The 18164-nt window shown below is 41.5% G+C and carries 16 protein-coding genes; 9 read left to right on the plus strand and 7 right to left on the minus strand.

Translation table 11 applies throughout. The features are described 5' to 3' along the window. The first annotated feature begins 1 nt into the window (after position 1). From AB5Z52_RS06575 to AB5Z52_RS06590, 4 genes are all read left to right on the plus strand, one after another. Entirely contained in the window at positions 2-820 is an 819-nt protein-coding gene (locus AB5Z52_RS06575; protein WP_005472753.1) for a carbohydrate ABC transporter permease, read from the plus strand. Then, positions 804-2096 (plus strand): MBL fold metallo-hydrolase, encoded by a 1293-nt coding sequence (locus AB5Z52_RS06580; RefSeq protein ID WP_003128593.1) that lies wholly within the window; start codon positions 804-806, stop codon positions 2094-2096. The genes AB5Z52_RS06575 and AB5Z52_RS06580 overlap by 17 nt, the downstream gene beginning before the upstream one ends. 21 nt (positions 2097-2117) lie before the next feature. Further along, entirely contained in the window at positions 2118-3401 is a 1284-nt protein-coding gene (locus AB5Z52_RS06585; protein WP_003128595.1) for an ABC transporter substrate-binding protein, read from the plus strand. Between the two features lie 103 nt (positions 3402-3504). Further along, on the plus strand, positions 3505-5052 hold the full coding sequence (locus AB5Z52_RS06590) for a bifunctional UDP-sugar hydrolase/5'-nucleotidase (protein ID WP_003128596.1): 1548 nt from the start codon (positions 3505-3507) through the stop codon (positions 5050-5052). A 192-nt stretch (positions 5053-5244) separates the two neighbouring features. Here AB5Z52_RS06590 and AB5Z52_RS06595 read toward each other — a convergent pair whose 3' ends face one another. From AB5Z52_RS06595 to AB5Z52_RS06605, 3 genes are read right to left on the minus strand one after another with little or no spacing between them, the layout of a single operon-like run. Further along, positions 5245-5406: a hypothetical protein gene (locus AB5Z52_RS06595; protein ID WP_021149110.1), complete on the minus strand. Its 162-nt coding sequence runs from the start codon at positions 5404-5406 to the stop codon at positions 5245-5247. Between the two features lie 29 nt (positions 5407-5435). Then, on the minus strand, positions 5436-5786 hold the full coding sequence (locus AB5Z52_RS06600) for a hypothetical protein (protein WP_003128598.1): 351 nt from the start codon (positions 5784-5786) through the stop codon (positions 5436-5438). Between the two features lie 21 nt (positions 5787-5807). Further along, entirely contained in the window at positions 5808-6830 is a 1023-nt protein-coding gene (locus tag AB5Z52_RS06605; protein WP_003128599.1) for a lactonase family protein, read from the minus strand. 118 nt (positions 6831-6948) lie between these two features. On the opposite strand from AB5Z52_RS06605, the gene AB5Z52_RS06610 reads away from it, so the two are divergent. The 5 genes from AB5Z52_RS06610 to AB5Z52_RS06630 all read left to right on the plus strand — a co-directional run bounded on the left by AB5Z52_RS06610 (position 6949) and on the right by AB5Z52_RS06630 (position 13283). Continuing rightward, positions 6949-7299 (plus strand): PTS glucitol/sorbitol transporter subunit IIA, encoded by a 351-nt coding sequence (locus tag AB5Z52_RS06610; protein WP_003128600.1) that lies wholly within the window; start codon positions 6949-6951, stop codon positions 7297-7299. Between the two features lie 11 nt (positions 7300-7310). After that, positions 7311-8474, plus strand: a complete 1164-nt coding sequence (locus AB5Z52_RS06615; RefSeq protein WP_003128601.1) for an AI-2E family transporter — start codon at positions 7311-7313, stop codon at positions 8472-8474. Between the two features lie 228 nt (positions 8475-8702). Next, positions 8703-9602, plus strand: coding sequence for an ROK family protein (locus tag AB5Z52_RS06620; protein WP_003128602.1), 900 nt, complete (start codon positions 8703-8705; stop codon positions 9600-9602). A gap of 106 nt (positions 9603-9708) precedes the next feature. Beyond that, the gene (locus AB5Z52_RS06625) at positions 9709-11961 is read left to right on the plus strand and encodes a helix-turn-helix domain-containing protein (RefSeq protein WP_005472744.1); all 2253 of its coding nucleotides are present in this window, start codon (positions 9709-9711) and stop codon (positions 11959-11961) included. A 29-nt stretch (positions 11962-11990) separates the two neighbouring features. Continuing rightward, complete coding sequence (locus AB5Z52_RS06630) at positions 11991-13283, plus strand: family 20 glycosylhydrolase (protein ID WP_227760854.1); 1293 nt, start codon at positions 11991-11993, stop codon at positions 13281-13283. A 233-nt stretch (positions 13284-13516) separates the two neighbouring features. Here the strand turns inward: AB5Z52_RS06630 and AB5Z52_RS06635 are convergent, their stop codons facing one another. The 4 genes from AB5Z52_RS06635 to AB5Z52_RS06650 are packed head-to-tail and all read right to left on the minus strand — an operon-like array spanning position 13517 to position 17877. Then, a complete protein-coding gene (locus AB5Z52_RS06635) occupies positions 13517-14815 on the minus strand; it encodes an alpha-L-fucosidase (protein ID WP_368243125.1) in 1299 nt (432 codons plus the stop codon). A gap of 11 nt (positions 14816-14826) precedes the next feature. After that, positions 14827-15312 (minus strand): hypothetical protein, encoded by a 486-nt coding sequence (locus AB5Z52_RS06640; protein ID WP_034705265.1) that lies wholly within the window; start codon positions 15310-15312, stop codon positions 14827-14829. Positions 15313-15359: 47 nt separating this feature from the next. Beyond that, entirely contained in the window at positions 15360-17222 is a 1863-nt protein-coding gene (locus AB5Z52_RS06645) for a beta-N-acetylhexosaminidase (RefSeq protein ID WP_003128608.1), read from the minus strand. A 28-nt stretch (positions 17223-17250) separates the two neighbouring features. Continuing rightward, the gene (locus AB5Z52_RS06650) at positions 17251-17877 is read right to left on the minus strand and encodes a YesL family protein (RefSeq protein ID WP_041119810.1); all 627 of its coding nucleotides are present in this window, start codon (positions 17875-17877) and stop codon (positions 17251-17253) included. Between the last annotated feature and the right edge of the window lie 287 nt (positions 17878-18164).

Raw genomic sequence — 18164 nt, forward strand, 5'->3', positions numbered from 1 at the left:
GATGAAAAAAGTCGTAACCCTCATCTCTCTGATTTTTTTGGGGCTCTTAGCGATCATCACGATTTTTCCGTTTATTTATATGATTCTCGCGGGACTGATGACTTATAGTGAGGCCACCAGTATTCCGCCTACGATTTTGCCGGAGTCCTTTCAATGGAGCAACTATGCCGAAGTCTTTACCAAAGCACCATTTCTCCGTTACTTTCTGAATACAGTCTTTGTTTCAGCAGTCACGACTATCGCCACATTGATTACTGCTATTCTGGCAGCTTTTGCATTGACTAGTTTGGAATTCAAATTCAAAGGGCTTGTGATTGCTCTAATGATTTCCTTATTGATGGTTCCTTATGAATCAATCATCTTTACCAACTACAACACGATTGCTCAAATGGGGTTGTTGAATACTTACAGTGCGTTGATTATTCCCTTTCTGACGAGTATCTTTTATATTTATTACCTGAATGGCTATTTGAAAAGCATTTCGAATACCTTTTATAAAGCAGCAAAAATCGATGGTGCAAGCGATATGGCTTACATACGGCGGATATTGATCCCAATGTCTAAACCGGCACTAGTGACTGTTGGCATCTTGACCTTTATCTCGAGCTGGAATTCTTTCTTGTGGCCATTGTTAGTCACGAATGAAAAAAAATATCGGTTGTTGAATAATGGGCTAGCGGCCTTCACATCAGAAAGCGGTAGCGATGTTCATTTGCAGATGGCAGCTGCGACATTGACTGTCATTCCGATTTTGATCATTTATTTGATTTTTAGAAAAGAGATTATTAAAGGAGTGGCAAAAGATGGCATCAAAGGCTAAAACAACAGTTACATTTCACAGTGGTATTCTCACAATCGGCGGCACCGTCATCGAAGTGGCATACAAAGATGCCCATATTTTCTTCGATTTTGGTTCGGAGTATCACCCAGAGCAGCCATTACCCGACGAAGCATTACAGACCTTAGTGGATCATCGCTGGGTCCCGCAATTGCGCAATGTCTATGATCCTCGTCTGTCTTATACGTATCATGGATCAGAACAAAAGGACTATCAAGAAACAGCTGTTTTTCTATCTCATGCCCATCTTGATCATTCAAAGATGGTCAATTATTTGGACCCTGCAATCCCTTTGTATACCTTGAAAGAAACCAAAGCGATCCTAAAAGCATTGAATCGCACCGGTGATTTTTTGATTCCTACTCCTCATGAAGCCCCTGCCTTTGTGCGGGAAATGATTGGCTTGGAACCCCACGATGTGATCAAAGTTGGTGAGATCGAAGTAGAGATCGTTCCTGTGGACCACGACGCCTATGGTGCCGCGGCATTGCTGATTCGAACACCGGATCACTTTATTGCCTATACGGGCGATTTGCGGTTGCATGGCTATCATCCAGAGCGGACAAAAGAATTTTGTCAGTTAGCCAAACACACGGATCTATTGATGATGGAAGGAGTCAGTATCAGTTTTCCTGAAAGAGAAAGCGATCCAGATACTATCGAAGTAGCCAGTGAGAAAGAATTGGTAGCGGCTTTTGTCGAGTTGGTCGAAAAAAATCCACAACGGCAAATCACTTTCAACGGCTATCCTGCCAATGTAGAGCGTTTTTTAGCTTTGGTGGATGCTTGTCCTCGAACGATCGTCCTTGAAGCACACCAAGCAGCATTACTGAAAGAAATCTTTGACAGAGAAGTTCCCTATTACACGGTTGAAGGCGGAGCTTCCTTAGCAGAGTTAGATCCTGCGCTAGAAATTGATTATCGTTCTTTATGTGTCGACACTGGCCAGTATGTCTGGCAAGCAGTTGACCATTTTGAAAATTTACAACCAGGCAGTCTGTATATCCATAGCGATGCACAACCTTTGGGGGCTTTTGATCCTGCCTATGAAGAGTTTCTCGCTTTGTTAGCAAAGCTGGAAATTGAGTTTGTACGGCTGCCGGTTTCGGGACACGCAGTTCCTGAGGATCTTGATCAGATTATTGCGTGGATCGAACCAAAAAGATTGGTTCCAATCCATACCTTGAAACCAGAGAAACTGGTGAATCCGTATGGCGAAAGAATATTGCCAGAACGTGGCGAGAAAATAGAACTATAAAAGGATAGAGGAGAGTAAAGAATGAAATCAAAAAAACTAGCATTTGCAGCAGTGGCTGCGGCAACTTTAGTGTTAGGGGCATGCGGCAACAATGGCTCAAATGACAGTGCAAAAGGCAGCGATGAGATCGTTACAGAGGTTCCGAAAGATACTACTGTCACATTCTGGCATGCAATGAATGGTGCACAAGAAGAAGCACTGACGAAACTGACAGATGAGTTTATGGAAGCAAACCCAAATGTGAAAGTAGAACTGCAAAATCAATCTCAGTACTCCGATCTGCAGGCGAAAATCAATTCGACACTACCTTCACCAAAAGATTTGCCAACCATCACACAAGCGTATCCAGGTTGGCTTTGGAATGCAGCTCAAGATGAAATGCTTGTTGATTTAGGCGAGTATATCGATAATGATACGATTGGTTGGGGTGACCAAGAAGAAATTCGCTCTTCATTATTAGAAGGTGCACAAATTGATGGTGTCCAATATGGTATTCCTTTCAACAAATCAACGGAAATGTTATTCTACAATGCAGATCTTTTAAAAGAATATGGTGTAGAAGTACCGACAACATTAGATGAGTTAAAAGAAGCTTCAAAAACAATTTACGAAAAATCAAATGGCAGCGTTGTTGGTGCTGGCTTTGATTCATTGAATAACTACTATGCTATTGGCATGAAAAACAAAGGTGTTGATTTTAACAAGGATTTACAGCTAGACAGCGATGAATCGAAAAAAGTCATCAATTATTATGCGGAAGGTGTGAAAGACGGCTACTTCCGTATTGCTGGATCCGATCAATATCTTTCAGGACCATTCGCAAACGAACAAGTTGCGATGTTCATCGGCTCGATTGCTGGAGAAGGATATGTCAAAAAAGACACCGAAGGCAAATTTGAATATGGTGTCTCTGCCCGCCCAGAAAAAATCAATCTACAACAAGGAACAGACTTATATATGTTCACAAGTGCATCTCCAGAGGAACGTACCGCTGCTTTTGAATACATGAAGTTTTTGACTTCTCCTGAGTCACAATTAGAATGGGCAGTTTCAACAGGATACATGCCAGTTGTTCAATCTGTTTTAGATAGTGATGAATACAAGAACAATCCAGATACGAAAGTTGCTTCTGAGTTAAGTGAAGCAACAAAAGAACTTTTCTCGATCCCAGTAATTGAAAATGCAGACTCAGCTTACAATGAAGTTCGTTCCATCATGGAGAATATTTTGTCGAATACTGACAAAGATACCGATAAATTGATTAAAGATTCCATTCCACAACTTGAGGATGTTTGGAATCAATAGTTCTGCTCGTAAAAGGGCCAGACAATGACCCTATCAACCCGAAAGAGACCGTCAGATATCCCTGCGGTCTCTTTTACATAAATGTTAGAGGAGTAATGAGAAAATGCAAATCACCTTTCTTGAAACCAGCGACATGCACGGCTATGTCTACCCAACTAATTTCGCCGACGACCACGATCTGGCTATTGGGGCAGCGAAAGTCGCAACGAAACTAAAGCAGTTAAAAGCCGAAGCTGATGGTCCTGTTGTAATGATCGAAAATGGCGATTTTATCCAAGGATCCCCACTGAGTTATTATATTGCCAAAAGCCAGCATCCGGTAGCAGAATTGACCAAAGTGATCAATCACATGGCATACGATGTCCATGTTTTAGGAAACCATGAATTTAATTATGGATTAACGTATCTTCAAGAGGCAATCGCTAGTTATCAGTCCCCTGTTTTAGCAGCGAACATCTTAAATGAAGAGGGACAGCCCTATTTCGGCAAAGCCTATACGATCCTTGAAAAAGATGGGATTAAGATTGCGGTGTTGGGATTGGTGACCCAGTATATTCCTCATTGGGAACAACCAGCTACCATCAAGGGGATGCGGTTCGAAAGCATTATCCAAACGGCAAAAAAATATGTGCCTGAGCTAAGAAAACAAGCAGATCTTGTCATCGTCAGCTATCATGGCGGTTTTGAGAAAGATTTGGTAACCGGTGAAGCCACCGAATTGTTGACCGGAGAGAATGAAGGCTATGAGTTACTGCAAGAGGTGCCGGGGATTGACGCTTTCTTTACTGGACACCAACATCGGGAAATCGCCGCCATTGTCAATGGGGTCCCTGTGGTCCAGCCAGGTTATCGGGGCAGCCAAATCGGCCGAATCCAATTAACAATAGAGAAAAAAGAGGGTCAAACAGTGATTACGGATCAACAAGCGACATTGCATTCAGTGGCAGAAGTTTCAGCCGATGAAGCAATTTTGGCAATGATCGAACCAATTGAGACGGAATTGGAAAGCTGGTTGGATCAGCCGCTAGGGAAAGTGAACGGGGATATGCGAATTACTGATCCGATGCAGGCACGGATCGTGGAACATCCATACGTGGAATTTATCAATCGCGTTCAGATGGCTGCCAGCGGAGCGGAAATATCTGGGACAGCGCTCTTCAATAATGAAGGAAAAGGCTTCGGTACAACGATCACGATGCGGGATGTCATCACGAATTATATTTATCCTAATACATTGGCTGTCGTAAAAGTGACCGGAGCAGAGTTGCGTCTTGCGTTGGAACAGACAGCGAATTACTTAGCCGTCGAAGCAGGGAAAATCGTCTTTAATCCAGCCTTTATCGAGCCGAAACCGCAATACTACAATTATGATATGTACGAAGGAATCGACTATACGATTGATATGAACCAGCCAGTTGGCAAACGAATCACACGCTTGTTGTTCCATAATGAGCCTATCACGCCGGAACAGGAGCTGGAAGTTGTCGTAAATCAATACCGAGCGGTAGGCGGTGGGAATTACGCGATGTTTACAGCCGACAAAATTGTACGGGAGATCCAAGTGGATATGACTGAATTGATTGCTGATTATTTGAAACAACACCCAGTACTAGAAGCTGAGACGAATCAGAATTTCAAAATCGTGTACTAAAAAGCCAAAAAGGGCTGTGACATAAGTCATGCAACAAACGAACGATTCCGAGGAGAATGAGACTGTGCTTGCGCTTCAGCAAGTTTCCATCACCAATGTACGATGGATGACACCCAGTTATCCTCGGATCGTCTTGTCTAGTTGCTACTTATGACACAGACCCTTTCTATGTTCTTGTAAAAGAAAATCAGATTAGTTTTCTACATTGCGGACATATTCATCGAAGTAGCGAATCAAATCGGCTTTTACCTGCTGATAGTCTTCTTCGCTATAGTTTTTTTCCTCTAATTTTGCTTGGAAAAAAGGAAGTTCTAACTCTTCTTTTAAGCGCTCAAGCACTTCTTCTTGGTTCATGAGATCACCTTTTCGTCTATTTGGTACCATCATAACAAATTGAATGCGGCTGTCAATGCTTCATACATTTCTTTCATTTTTTCCAAACGACTTTTAAGAGAAACAAAGTCATCGTCATCATGGAAAAGGACTTGTTTCAATTCAAAATAGTAAATCTCAAAAGCATCAAAGAAGCCAGTAACTTCGGATGTTTGCAATTCTTTAAAGGTATCACAACGAATATAGGCTTTTTCTGCAATGGCATAGGTTTCAGCCGTAGTCAATAAGACGAGGGCTTCATTGTAACGACGGCTAGTGACCAATTCATAAGTTGACTGGCACTTATTATAAATATTTGAAAAATCTTTCAGTAAAAGCTCGATGGGTGTTTTATCAAACATGGGGGAGTCCTCCTGATCGTTTTATTTTTCAAATAAGACACAAACACATTCAGGCGCGTAAACGTCTTTTTGAATAGTAGTGAGTTCACCAGTTTCGGCGTTGCGACGGTACAAAGTCAAGTTGTCGGAATTTTGATTGGCACAAACTAAGAATTTGTTGGTTGGGTCCAAGTCAAAGTCTCGCGGGAAGTCACCTTCTGTTGATCGACGTTGAATGAAATTCAAGCCAGCGCCATCTTCAGTTACTTCAAAGACAACGAGAGAGTTGTGTCCACGATTGGATGAATAAACGAAACGTCCATCTTTTGATACTCGGACAGCAGCCCCACTATTAAAGTCGGTGAAATCTTCTGGTAAAGTCGGTACTTTTTGGATTTCTTCAAAGCTGCCATCAGCTTCATTGTAGCGTAAAACAGTCAAAGAGCTGTCTAGTTCTCCTACCAGATAAGCATATTGGTGGTTAGGATGGAACACTAAATGACGAGGGCCTGTTCCGGCAGCTGCAACATAAACAGCCGCTTCTGTTAATTTTCCTTCAGCAGAAACGTCATACGTATACACACGGTCTGTTCCAAGATCACATACAGCTAAGCGTTGATCCGGCGTTAAGTCTGTGTAGTGTACATGAGGGTTGTCTTGATTTTCGTGAGGACCAACAGGTTCATCATGATAGATGTGATCAGTGGCTTCAATACTGCCGTCCGCCAATATTTTGTAGACGTTTACTTCACCTTTATGATAATTAGCACCATAAACAAGTTGACGAGGTTCATCTACTGCTACATAACACAATGGTGCGCCTTCTTCGGTCACAGTATTCAACAACTCAAATGCAGGCGTATAAGCACCACAACCGCCTGCGCCATCAACTTCGGTCACAGTATATACTCTTTCTTTTTTACTGCGGGCAAGATACGTTGGGCTCTTTTCTTCCGCACGCAAGGTCAAGTCGACCAATTGTTCTTTTTCTGTATCTAAAGTGATCGAATAGATCCCTTTACTTTCGCGACGCGTATAAGTGCCTAGGTAGATCGTTTGCAACATAAAAAAAGCCTCCTAATAGTTTGATTTCTTATTAATTCTACCATAGAATGCGGAAATGGGCGGATAGAAAAACTTCTTATGTTATAATAAAAAAAGAACATAAAGGGGAGGTTGTTGTATGAAACAAGGAACAATCAAAGCGATTGGGCCACAAGCGATCGATCAAAAAGAAAAAATGCTGATTTTTTTCGGCGACCAAGCAACAGAGATCTTAAGGGAGTATTCAGTGATCCAATCGATTCCAGATTCTCAAGATTTGGTCGTAGAAAACGGCGATACACTTATTTTTGGGGATCAGTCGTACACCGTGACACATGTCGGTCCTATCGCAAATCAAATTTTGCAAACGATCCAGCATGTGACATTTATCTTCGATGAAGTACCCGAAGAGCAACTGACCAGCGCTATCTATTTAGAACCTTTCAATTTGCCGACCCTTGAAGTTGGTATGAAAGTTATCTACAAGTAGGAGGCGGGGAAATGAAGGAAACAGAGAAGCGCCCTTTGTCCTGGTTTTGGAAGTGGTTTTTAAATAATCAAGCAGTCACGAGTCTATTAGTGGTTCTACTCGTCTTATTGATCTTGTTTATGTTTACGAAAGTATCCTATCTATTTGAGCCAATTTGGCAATTTCTGGCGATTGTTGGATTGCCAATCATTTTGGCGGGGATTTTGTATTACTTGATGAATCCTGCGGTTGATTATCTGGAACGAAAGGGAATCAAACGCATCTATAGTATTTTCGGTCTTTTTATTTTGGTCATCGGATTGATCGTCTGGGGCGTTGTGGTGATTGTGCCGAAGATCCAAGAACAGTCCATGAGTTTCGTTGAGAATTTGCCCGGATATTTGGATATCATTGAAAATAAAGTCAATGAGATTTTGTCCGATCCGATTTTCTCACAAGTTCAAGATCAATTGGAAGCATCTAATGAGAAGTTGATTGCATCAATGACCGACATCATTCAAAACTTATCACGGAGCACGATTCAAAATATCGGCAGCTTTTTTGGGGCCGTTGCAACGGTGGTATTGGCTGTCATAACGATGCCCTTTATTCTCTTTTATCTTTTAAAAGATGGACGACAGTTAGCACCTTATTTCGTGAAATTTTTGCCGACAAAAATGCGTAAACCATCATTGACGGTTTTAAAAGAGATGAATGATCAAGTTTCTTCTTATATTCGCGGGCAACTAACAGTCGCATTTGCAGTAGCCATCATGTTTATGGTCGGTTTTAGTTTGATCGGCCTAGATTATGCCATCACATTAGGGATCGCAGCTGGCTTTTTGAACTTGATTCCATACCTAGGCTCTTTTCTAGCGATGGTTCCGGCGGTCTTTTTGGGTATCGTCGGTGGTCCTGTCCTGTTGGTGAAAGTCCTGGTCGTCTTTGTGATCGAACAGACTATTGAAGGGCGATTGATCTCACCACTCGTTTTAGGAAACGAGTTGTCGATCCATCCCGTGACGATTTTATTAGTATTGCTGACTTCGGGTAAACTCTTCGGACTTGTCGGCGTGATTCTGGGGATCCCGGTATATGCTGCGGCAAAAGTGATCATTACCCATATTTTTGAATGGTATACGACCGTATCGAGTTTGTATGAAGAAGAAACGGAAAGCGATGTTCAGCAAGAATAGTTCGAAGAAAATTTTTTGACGAAAGATCTTTGTGAAAATCACACTGACTCACACATTTTTCTAGTTTTTTATCGGAGTATAAAAAAGCCGAATTTAGAAGGCTGGAGCGAATTGCTTCAGCCTTTTTGTTATGTGCGATTTTTGACACATAGTTGCAAGAAAAACATATAGCTTCTGTTTCTAGAGAATGCTTATACTGAAAGCACATACAAGCAAAGGAGCGTTGGAATGAAGATTCTTGCAGTAGATATCGGAGGGACAATGATCAAGACGGGGTTGTTGAATAGTCACGGAGAAAGAATACAATTAGGAAGCTTTCCGATGAATAAAGACTATTCAACTGTGATCGACCGATTGATTTCACATATTGATAATGACTATCCAAAAGACTTTTCCGGAATTGCTATTAGTACGACAGGATTAGTAGATCCAGTGACACAACAGATTGGGATGGATTCACCGCTTTATGAGGGATTTGGTAATCGCATGGTTTCTTTTTTAACGGACTATTATCAAAAACCCGTCATCGCGGAGAATGATGGCAATTGCGCGCTTTTAGCAGAAAAATGGCTGGGAAGAGGAAGAGGCGCTAGCAGTTTTGCTGTCATTGTTTTAGGTACCTCTGTGGGAGGCGGATTGATGGTCGATAACCAGTTGATTCGTGGCAAACACTTTTTAGCTGGCGAGTTTGGTTATATGCTGTTTCCTGAAGTCGAAAAGAAAGATTGGGAAATTTGGAGTATTGCCGGTGCAACAAGAACATTGGTAGAACAAGTTGCAGCCGAAAAAAAAGCCCCCTCGATTGATGGGTATAAAGTTGTTGCTTACTACCAGCAAAACGATCCGGCAGTGACGATTTGGGTGGATCGCTTTATTGAAAAGCTAGCCGTGGCCTGCTACAACCTACAATACATTCTTGATCCAGAAATTGTTTTGATTGGAGGCGGAATCAGTGAAAGCGACTTTTTACTGCCGCTATTAGAAAAGAAGATTCAGCAGATTGCAGCGCAGATTCCTAGTACAGTTCGATTGCCAAATGTTGCCTGTTGCCAGTTTGGGAATGAGTCCAATTTAATTGGTGCTTGCTACAATTGGTTACTGCAAACTTTTGAAATGAAAACTAGCTAAAACAGTTGCAATTCTAAGATAAAAATGTAATAAAAAAATAGTCTCTATTTTTTTATTATGTAAGCGTTTAAATTGCAGCGAATGAAACAAGGGTCAGGTGATAAAAGTGAAAAAGTTTTACGATCAAAACGGGCAAAACACGTTCAGAGGGATCGCGCGCTCAATCAGTTCCTACTTGCTGGTATTCCTGATCCCCTTTTTAACGGTCTCGTGGATTTGGTATGCGACTTCTGTCAAAAGTATCAATGAACAGGTTGCATTAACGGCAAAGAATCAGTTGATTCAATTGAAATACTCCTTAGAGAACAACTTCCTTCAATTGAACTACCTGACCCAGAAAATGACGGATGACCATCAACTCTCATTAAATTTTTTGACCCATCCCTATTATTCAAAGGAAGGCAAAGCAAGCCTGCAAACCTACAAGATCACGAATGAGTTTGTCGAAGAAGTTTATTTATACTATAAAGAAGAACCGGAGAACTTTTTTTCTTCGATTGGCAAATTATCCGTCGAAGGTTTCTTAGAAAAAGTAATCCCAGATAATGATATGCAGCAAGGACAGCTGATCGATCAGCTAGAGAAAGCTTATCCAACGTTGCTGACTATCGAAGGGGCATCATTGGCACGGCATCATTCCCGATTCTTCTACATTGTGCCGTTACAAAATGATGAACTGACTGTCTATGGAGCAGCTATTTATGAGATCAAAGAAGCTAGCTTAGCAAAAATGCTGGACTTGACCAATAGTGATGGTGCGAGTACGAATTATTTGATCAATGATGAGTTTCAGATTTTAGCTAGCACAAATCATAACGATTTGACAGTTTTTTTGAATGATCCCCAAGAAATGGCTCAGATCACCACTCAGGACACCTTTCAGTTTAATCAGCAAAAGTACCTCGTTCAATCAATTCCCAATGAGGAACTGCATATCTCAGTGGTATCGGTGACCAATCCATCACAAGCATTATCGCTGGTCAATCGCGTTCAAGAACATTTCATTCTTATTTTTATGTGTATTCTATTCGTGGGGATCATTGCTGTTACATTAATGGGGATCAGAAATTATCGACCGATCCGCAAAATCGAACATTTGGTTCGAGAATTCCATAAAGATATGGAGATGTCGGTCAATTCGATGGATGATGTTCATAATACATTGGCTGCTGTTTTAGAAGAACAGCAGGAACTGCATAAAGAAATCCAGATGCAGACGCCGCATGCTCGAGAACAAGTTCTTAGAAAGCTGATGAGCGGTCGTCTGCGTTCGGAACAAGAAGTTGCAAGGCTGATCGAAGCCGTTCATATTCATTTTCCTGCGGACAATTATTTTGTCATCACGATCGATACCAAAACCGTGGCTTCAAAATATAAAGCCGGCGAGAGCTGTTTTCTGATTGACTATATTGAAGAAATCAGCAGCCAAGGGTACACAGCCTACGCCACCGAGATCCTTTCCACTGAAGTGATCGCATTGACTGTGGGATTTGATCACAGATACCAACAGGAAGAGATCGTTCAAGAAGTCGCGGCAAAAATAGCAGCTGCGATTGGACTGCTTCCAGCAATTGGGGTGGGAACCATCGTTAATGAATTGACGGCTATCAATGAATCTTATATTGAAGGATTAGCTGCATTGGATTATCATGTCAGTAACAACCAGCAAATCATTTATTACCTTGAAATTTCCGCAGAAGAACAACGCTCAGCGATCCAGTATCCCGACAGTCAAAAATTAAAACTGATCCAAGCATTGAATCAAGGAAATAGCGATATCGCAATTGAAACGGTGCATTGGTTAATCAAAGACGGGTTAAGTAAACAACGATCTCAGCCGGTCCAAAAGATGTATGGCTATTATTTATTGAATACGGTTGCACAAACTGGAGGCGAATTAGTGGGAGAGGAGATTTTGCTATTTGCAGCCGAACATGCAGATTTTACTAATCTGATGCAGCTAGGAACGGTGTTGCAACAATTGGTCCAGCATATTTGCGAAAAAGTGAGGGATCGACCACAAAATCAAGAATCGGAGTTGAATGAAACGATTTTTGCTTATATCAAAGCAAATTTTCAGTCTTCTCAGCTGTCATTGGAATCTATTGCGGAAGAATTTAAAGTATCTGTCTCTTATATTAGTCGATTTGTGAAAAAAGAAAGTGGCAAAACATTTTCTAAGTATATCCAAGAACTGCGGTTAGAAAAAATCAAACAAGAATTAGTCGAAACCGATCTACCGATCAAAGAAATCATTCGGGACAACGGTTATTATGATGTCTCGAACTATACGCGTAAGTTTCGAACGATCGTTGGTGTAACACCAGGACAATATCGCAAAATCAACCAAAAACGCTGAAAATGCGAAAAATGAAGGGAAATGTGACAATGAAAGAAATGACTCAAAAAGCGAGAGAACTTTATACTTCTATTGGTGTCTCATTAGAAGAGGAACCAAAAATTAAGATCGAACCTGCACTAACGGCAGATTTTATTCTTGATGAGGAACAAAAAACGATCACTGCGAAAGATCCCCAGCAATTATTTTATGGTCTGACAACCTACTATTTGAATCAAGTGACGAAGAAACAACAAAAAAACAGCTACACCGCCCAAATCAAGGAGCGCTGCCTAATGATCGATATTGGCCGCAAATATTTTTCCTTAAAAGAACTAAAAGCACTCGTTCACAGTATGGCTTTTTTTCAGTTTACCCATTTGCAAGTCCATTTTTCAGAAAATGAAGGATTTCGAATCGAGTCTGAATGTTTTCCGGAGATTGTATCAACCGAATATTTAACAAAAACAGAGATCCGAGAACTAATCACATATGCCAAAGGTTACGGTATCGAGATCATTCCTGATTTTGACTCCCCTGGACATCTCAAGCAAGTCTTAGCCACCCATCCCGAATGGTGTTTACCTAACGCGACTGGTGGGGTCGATGCTAGGGCATTGAACATTCTTGACCAAGAAGCTGTTGCTTTCATCCGAGAGATCTACAAAGAATACGCAGAGCTATTTGTAGACAGCCATTATTTCCATATTGGTGCAGATGAATTTGTTGATTTTGACCGTCTAGAAGAGTTTCCGACTTTAGTTGAAGCTGCCAAAGAAGCATATGGACCAGAAGCAAGTGGGATTGAAGTATTCATTGCGTATGTGAATGATTTGGTGGACTATGTGACTGACTTAGGTTTTGTTGTTCGTGTATGGAATGATGGGTTTTATCGCTTGAATCGAAAGGAACAGCTTTCCTTAACGAAAAACTGTGAGATTTCCTATTGGACACGCTGGAATCAAAATATGGCACCAGTCGCTCTTTATTTTGACAAAGGCTATTCTGTGATCAATCACAATGACAATTTCTTTTATTATGTAGTAGGTGAAGCTGCAGGGTATACGTATCCGACCTATGAAAAAATAAGCGATGAGTTTACATTAACGACTTTTGCCAACGGACAGCAAGTGACCCAAGAACAACTAGCACAAACCCCAGCGATCGCATTAGCGATTTGGGCAGATATCCCAGATGCAAAAGAAGGTGCGGCAGTGATCACAGAAGCTTTTTGGCTGCAAGCTATCATTAGCCTAAAAGTTTATGAAGAAACAGATCCAGGGAAAGAAACCTTTAGCCAACTATTTCAGAAATGGCAGTCGTTGTTGACTAAAGAGCAGTAAAGCGAAACGTTCTCTAGGAAAACGTGACTTGTTTTAAAGTGGACGATAAGAAGAGATTCCTAAGAAGAATACATGGAGAGAATACCTAAAGCGAGTATTTAAAGCAAGTACTTAAATAGTAGACGGCAGTCTAGTGAATCTTCGTCGTGGGTTTGCGAGGAAGATTTACTGTCTGCCGTCTATTTGCTAGAGATATTGTCTAGCGCTTTACGGTATTCTTTGTTCTACTCTTTTCACTTCAATGTAATCTCAAGGACTGGAATGAGAACATTAGGTGGCACTACCGGCAGCGTGACGACTAGATCATTAGGAGCAATGACAGCTTCCGTAGAAGTGATGACTTCATTAGGATCAAAGCCACGATAAAAAATTTCAGAGCCATCATGCAAGAAGCGGATAAAGCGAACTTGATCAGCAATTTCCGGCAAATGAATATGTTTGAAGGGATAGCTATATACATGCAAATAGAGTTTCTTGCCATTTTGAGTATAACGACAATCTTTAGGTACCGGGTATTTACTAGGACCACAATCGATGATAGCTTCTTTATGCAGCCGTATCCATGCACCAATCGCCTGCATTCGTTTGACTGCCCGCGGGTCGATCTCTCCTCGGGGATTAGGACCAATGTTCAATAAAAAATTACCCCCTTTTGAAACCGTATCGATCAACATTTTCACCAACATATCACTTGATTTCCATTCCAACGCATCGCGATCATAGCCCCAAGTCCCGTACATTGTCTGACAGGCTTCCCAAAGAACAGGTAAACCGTCTTTTTCCAGTGGTTTTTCTGGTTGAAATTGTTCAGGGGTGGTAATTCCCCGACCAAGTTCCAAGCGATCATTGATCAGCATATCCGGTTGGAGTGTCCGACAGATTTTTTCCAGTCGCGAACTGTCCCAGTCTTCTGCTCCTTTTCCTTTAGACCAGCCCCAATCACGATGACTGTAAGGAAAGTCGAACCACATATAATCGATCCTGCCATACTGAGTCAATAGTTCGGTCACTTGACCAGCAATGAAATCTTGATAAATAAGCATATCCCGTTGAGAATTGGACTCTCGAGCGGCTAAGTCACTTCTTTGAGGATGCAATCCATCAATCGTAAAATGAGGGTGGTACCAGTCAATCAGCGAATGATAGAGTCCGATTTTGATTCCCACATCACGAAACGCAGGCAATAATTCTGCGAGTAAATCTCGCTTAAAGGGTGTATGGGTGACTTTATAATCGGTCCATTCACTATCCCATAGGGCGAACCCTTCATGATGTTTCGTAGTAAAGACTATATATTGAACACCGCAATCTTTAGCTGTTTGAGCCCAAACAGCAGCATCAAATAAATTGGGATTAAATTGGTCGAAATAAGTTTCTCGATAAGTTTCGGGGGCAATTTCTTCGGTGGTCATAAACCATTCGTGGCGTGCACCAATACTAAATAAGCCAAAATGAATGAACAACCCAAACCGATCATGAATAAACCAGCTAGGATCGGGGTAATGATCAGGCCAATTCTGAAATGTTTTCATAGAGATACTCCTTAATCAATGAATTCGGTGTTTGTCATAACCGTTTCTTTAATCTTCCACTGCCCATTCTCGAGCACAAAGGTATGATGGGCTTGGGTAATATGGTCGCGATAGTCATTCTGTCCTTGGTTCACTGTTTTTTGCTGTGCAGCTACCAGCATGGAGTCTGCTTCTTGTTTGACAACTTCAAAAGACAAGAGTTCATGAGTCAAATCATATTTCGCAAAAAAAGCGTGCATTTCCTTTGCCGTAGATTCTCTTGCAGAAGTAACAAGGGTCGCTGTGTAGCCCTCAACGTCTTTCTGGGTGGCTGCCTGCAGGTTTTGCTTTAGTACGGTCAGACACGCTTGTGCTGCAGAAGAATCTGTAACGGCTCCTGTAACTTGCAAACGCGCTACAGTGGTTTCTGCTGAACGAGAAGTTATCTGTTGATAAAAAAATAGACCGCAAATGAAAAGTAAACCAACGAAAAATAAGGGATAACTCTTTTTTTTCATGCAAATCCTCCTTGTTTTCTGCACTATTTTTTGTACTTTTTTTGTACTTATACATCAGATATCTTGCTGGCACTATAAATGCCATGGAAAAGATTTCTTCCCAAACTGCCGACACTTGAGGGATCATCTACTGGCAACAGTGGCATCTCTAGTTCTGGTAATCTAGTGATGTGACCATCCAAATAGTTCTGCAAACGCCATTGTGCCATCTCGGCACGTTTAGATAGAGCGCCGTAGCGAAGATCGATCACTTCAAACCCAAAGGGGCGGTTCCATTCAAACCACAGATCTCGATGAGATTGATGCAAGTGTTGTAATTCCTGCTGATAGTGCTGAATCATCTCAAGGGCTTTTTGAAGGTTCTCACGTTTTTTTTCATGATAGGCTTCTGAGATCCAGGGACTCAAAGAAGCTTTCAAAGCTAGTACCACCGCTAATTGGTGATAAAAGCGGAACATCCGTTGTGTGTCCTGTGTCCCCGTGACTGCGGCCAATCGTTGGGCCAGTTCCTCATAATGTTGGGTCAATGGCACCTCTCTGAATGTCTTTTCATAAAGGCCATAAAGAATATCTTGATAAAGCAATAATTTACTTGGATTTGATCCAGAAGGATTTTCGGCAGCAACACCGGGAGTTTGGTCAAAAAGATCAAGCAAAAGAAAATCTTCTGCTTGTGATCCATGAAATAGTTTCAAGTGATCTGTGACTATCTCCCGCGATGGCGTGGCATAAAACTGGGCCTCGCTAAATAATTGTAGACCTAACAAGCTGGCAATCATCGGGGTCTCTGCGCCGTCATCTCCCCATAAGGTAGCATAGACTTCAGTGATGCCATTTGCTTTGGCACTTCTTAATGCTTGCTCCATTGTAGCGATGGTTTTGCCATAATTGGGTGCCAGTCCATTCCATGTCCAAATACCGCCAGCAAATACTGTGGGTTGGTTTAGCTTTTTATGTTCAGCAAACAGTCGTTGATATGTTTGAAAATCATGATGATAATAATCCCAGTACACCATGTTGACTGCTGGAATTTGCTGAATGACTTCTGGAGGAATGACGACTGCTGGATCATAGTAATCGCCTGTTGGAGAACCAATCCGAAAGAACATGTCACTCCACATCATGGGTTCTAATTGTAGCTGTTCACAGAGAGTGATGACGTGTTTTAAATGTTTAATCATGATGGCAAAGCGATCTTCTAAACCATTGTGTTCGAGGTAACGGCCTTTTCCTAATTGGTGTGCTTCATCCATACCAATATGGATTTTATTTGTTTTGAAGCAGCTGCGAATGGAACGAAGAGCGGCTTCAAGAAAAATGTAAGTTTTGGGCTCACCAACTAGCAGAATGTCTTCCGTGTCACGTATCTCTTTGGCAAAATGCCACTTTAATGGATTTGTCAAATGAGCGAGTGTTTGGATCGCAGGAACTAATGTAACGCCTAATTGGTCAGCGTAATGGTCCAATTCCCGTAAGTCAGATTGACTGTATCTCCCTCGCAAATGACCAAAATAAGGATATTCAGGAATTTCGTAAGTATCTTCCATATATAGCATGAGACTGTTGAGCCCCATTTTGCTGCTCAACAAAATGAAACGTTTCAACTGAGGTACTGTCAGTACTGCATTTCGAGATAAATCGATCATAGGACCGATTTGGTCAAATTGCGGAGTCTCTTCGTGGACAAAATCGGTATCTGCTTGCATCCATAGAAGGAGCCCTCGAAATAAATGGGCTTTTTCCTGATAGTAAATCGTGGCTTTTTCTGTATTGGAAATGATTTTCAATGATCCTTTTCGGCGGATCAATTCAAGCGGTTTGCCGGTTTCTGATAGTGACAAGCCAAGTTCAGGAGCAACGATTTGAAAAAAAGCGGCGACGTTTTCGTTGGTGACAATCTTTATCTCCATGATTCACTTCTCCTTTAGTAAAAAATCGTCAGTGTTCATTTGTTAGCAACTCTGTTTTTTGGATCGCTTGATAGGCGAACCAACTGATTGGCCAGAGAAGCAAAGGGATGAAGGCAATGAATAACAAAATTGGCAAAAAGGTAGCGGCGAATGTAACCAAAAACACACCTAAGATCATGGCAATCGTTTGTGGCACACTAACGATCATTAAAAGAAACGCATTCCTGAAATAGACCCAAAAAGGAAGATGGTAGCGGACAAAGACCGGCAGCAAATAAAAGCTGATGAGCAAACCGCTGATAAAGAGTACCGTCAATCCGAAATGGAGAAAGGCATTTTGCAAGAATGTACTGGAGATCCGCAGCTCGATCCATAGCAGCAGCAAGATCGCCATTTGCAGCAAACCTAGTTGATTACTACGCCAAAAATTTTTGGCTGTCTGTTGTTTGAACCAATTATAAAGTTCAGCAGGCAGTGGTTTTTTTGCAAATAATTCAAAGAAATAGCGAATAACAGTAGCCGTCGCTGGAAAGAAGCCAAAAATGATTCCCCCCCGTAAGACAAAAAAGAACCACAAAAAATGCAATCGAATCACCATCAGCAAATAGTCACCCAACCGGTAAGATAGATCAAATAACCCTCGTGATTGTTTCATGGACACCCCTCTTTTAACTAATTGATAAAAAGTAGAAAACTACTAGCCAAATAGTAGCAAGAAATGGACCTTTTAGAAAGCGTATTCAAAAAATTACATAGCCGAACCAGCTAATACATACACCTTCCTAAAGCTATCTTTTGAAAACATTCGATTGCGACGAGGAGCGCTAGCCCGCAGGAGCAAGTTTTCTAGATAAAGAGAAAAGTACGACGAGGAGCGCTAGCCCGCAGGAGCAAGTTTTCTAGATAAAGAGAAAAGTACGACGAGGAGCGCTAGCCCGCAGG

This window comes from Enterococcus sp. RTP21361st1_A6_RTP21361_211029 (assembly GCF_040910045.1).
GTDB classification, from domain to species: Bacteria; Bacillota; Bacilli; order Lactobacillales; family Enterococcaceae; genus Enterococcus_D; species Enterococcus_D gallinarum.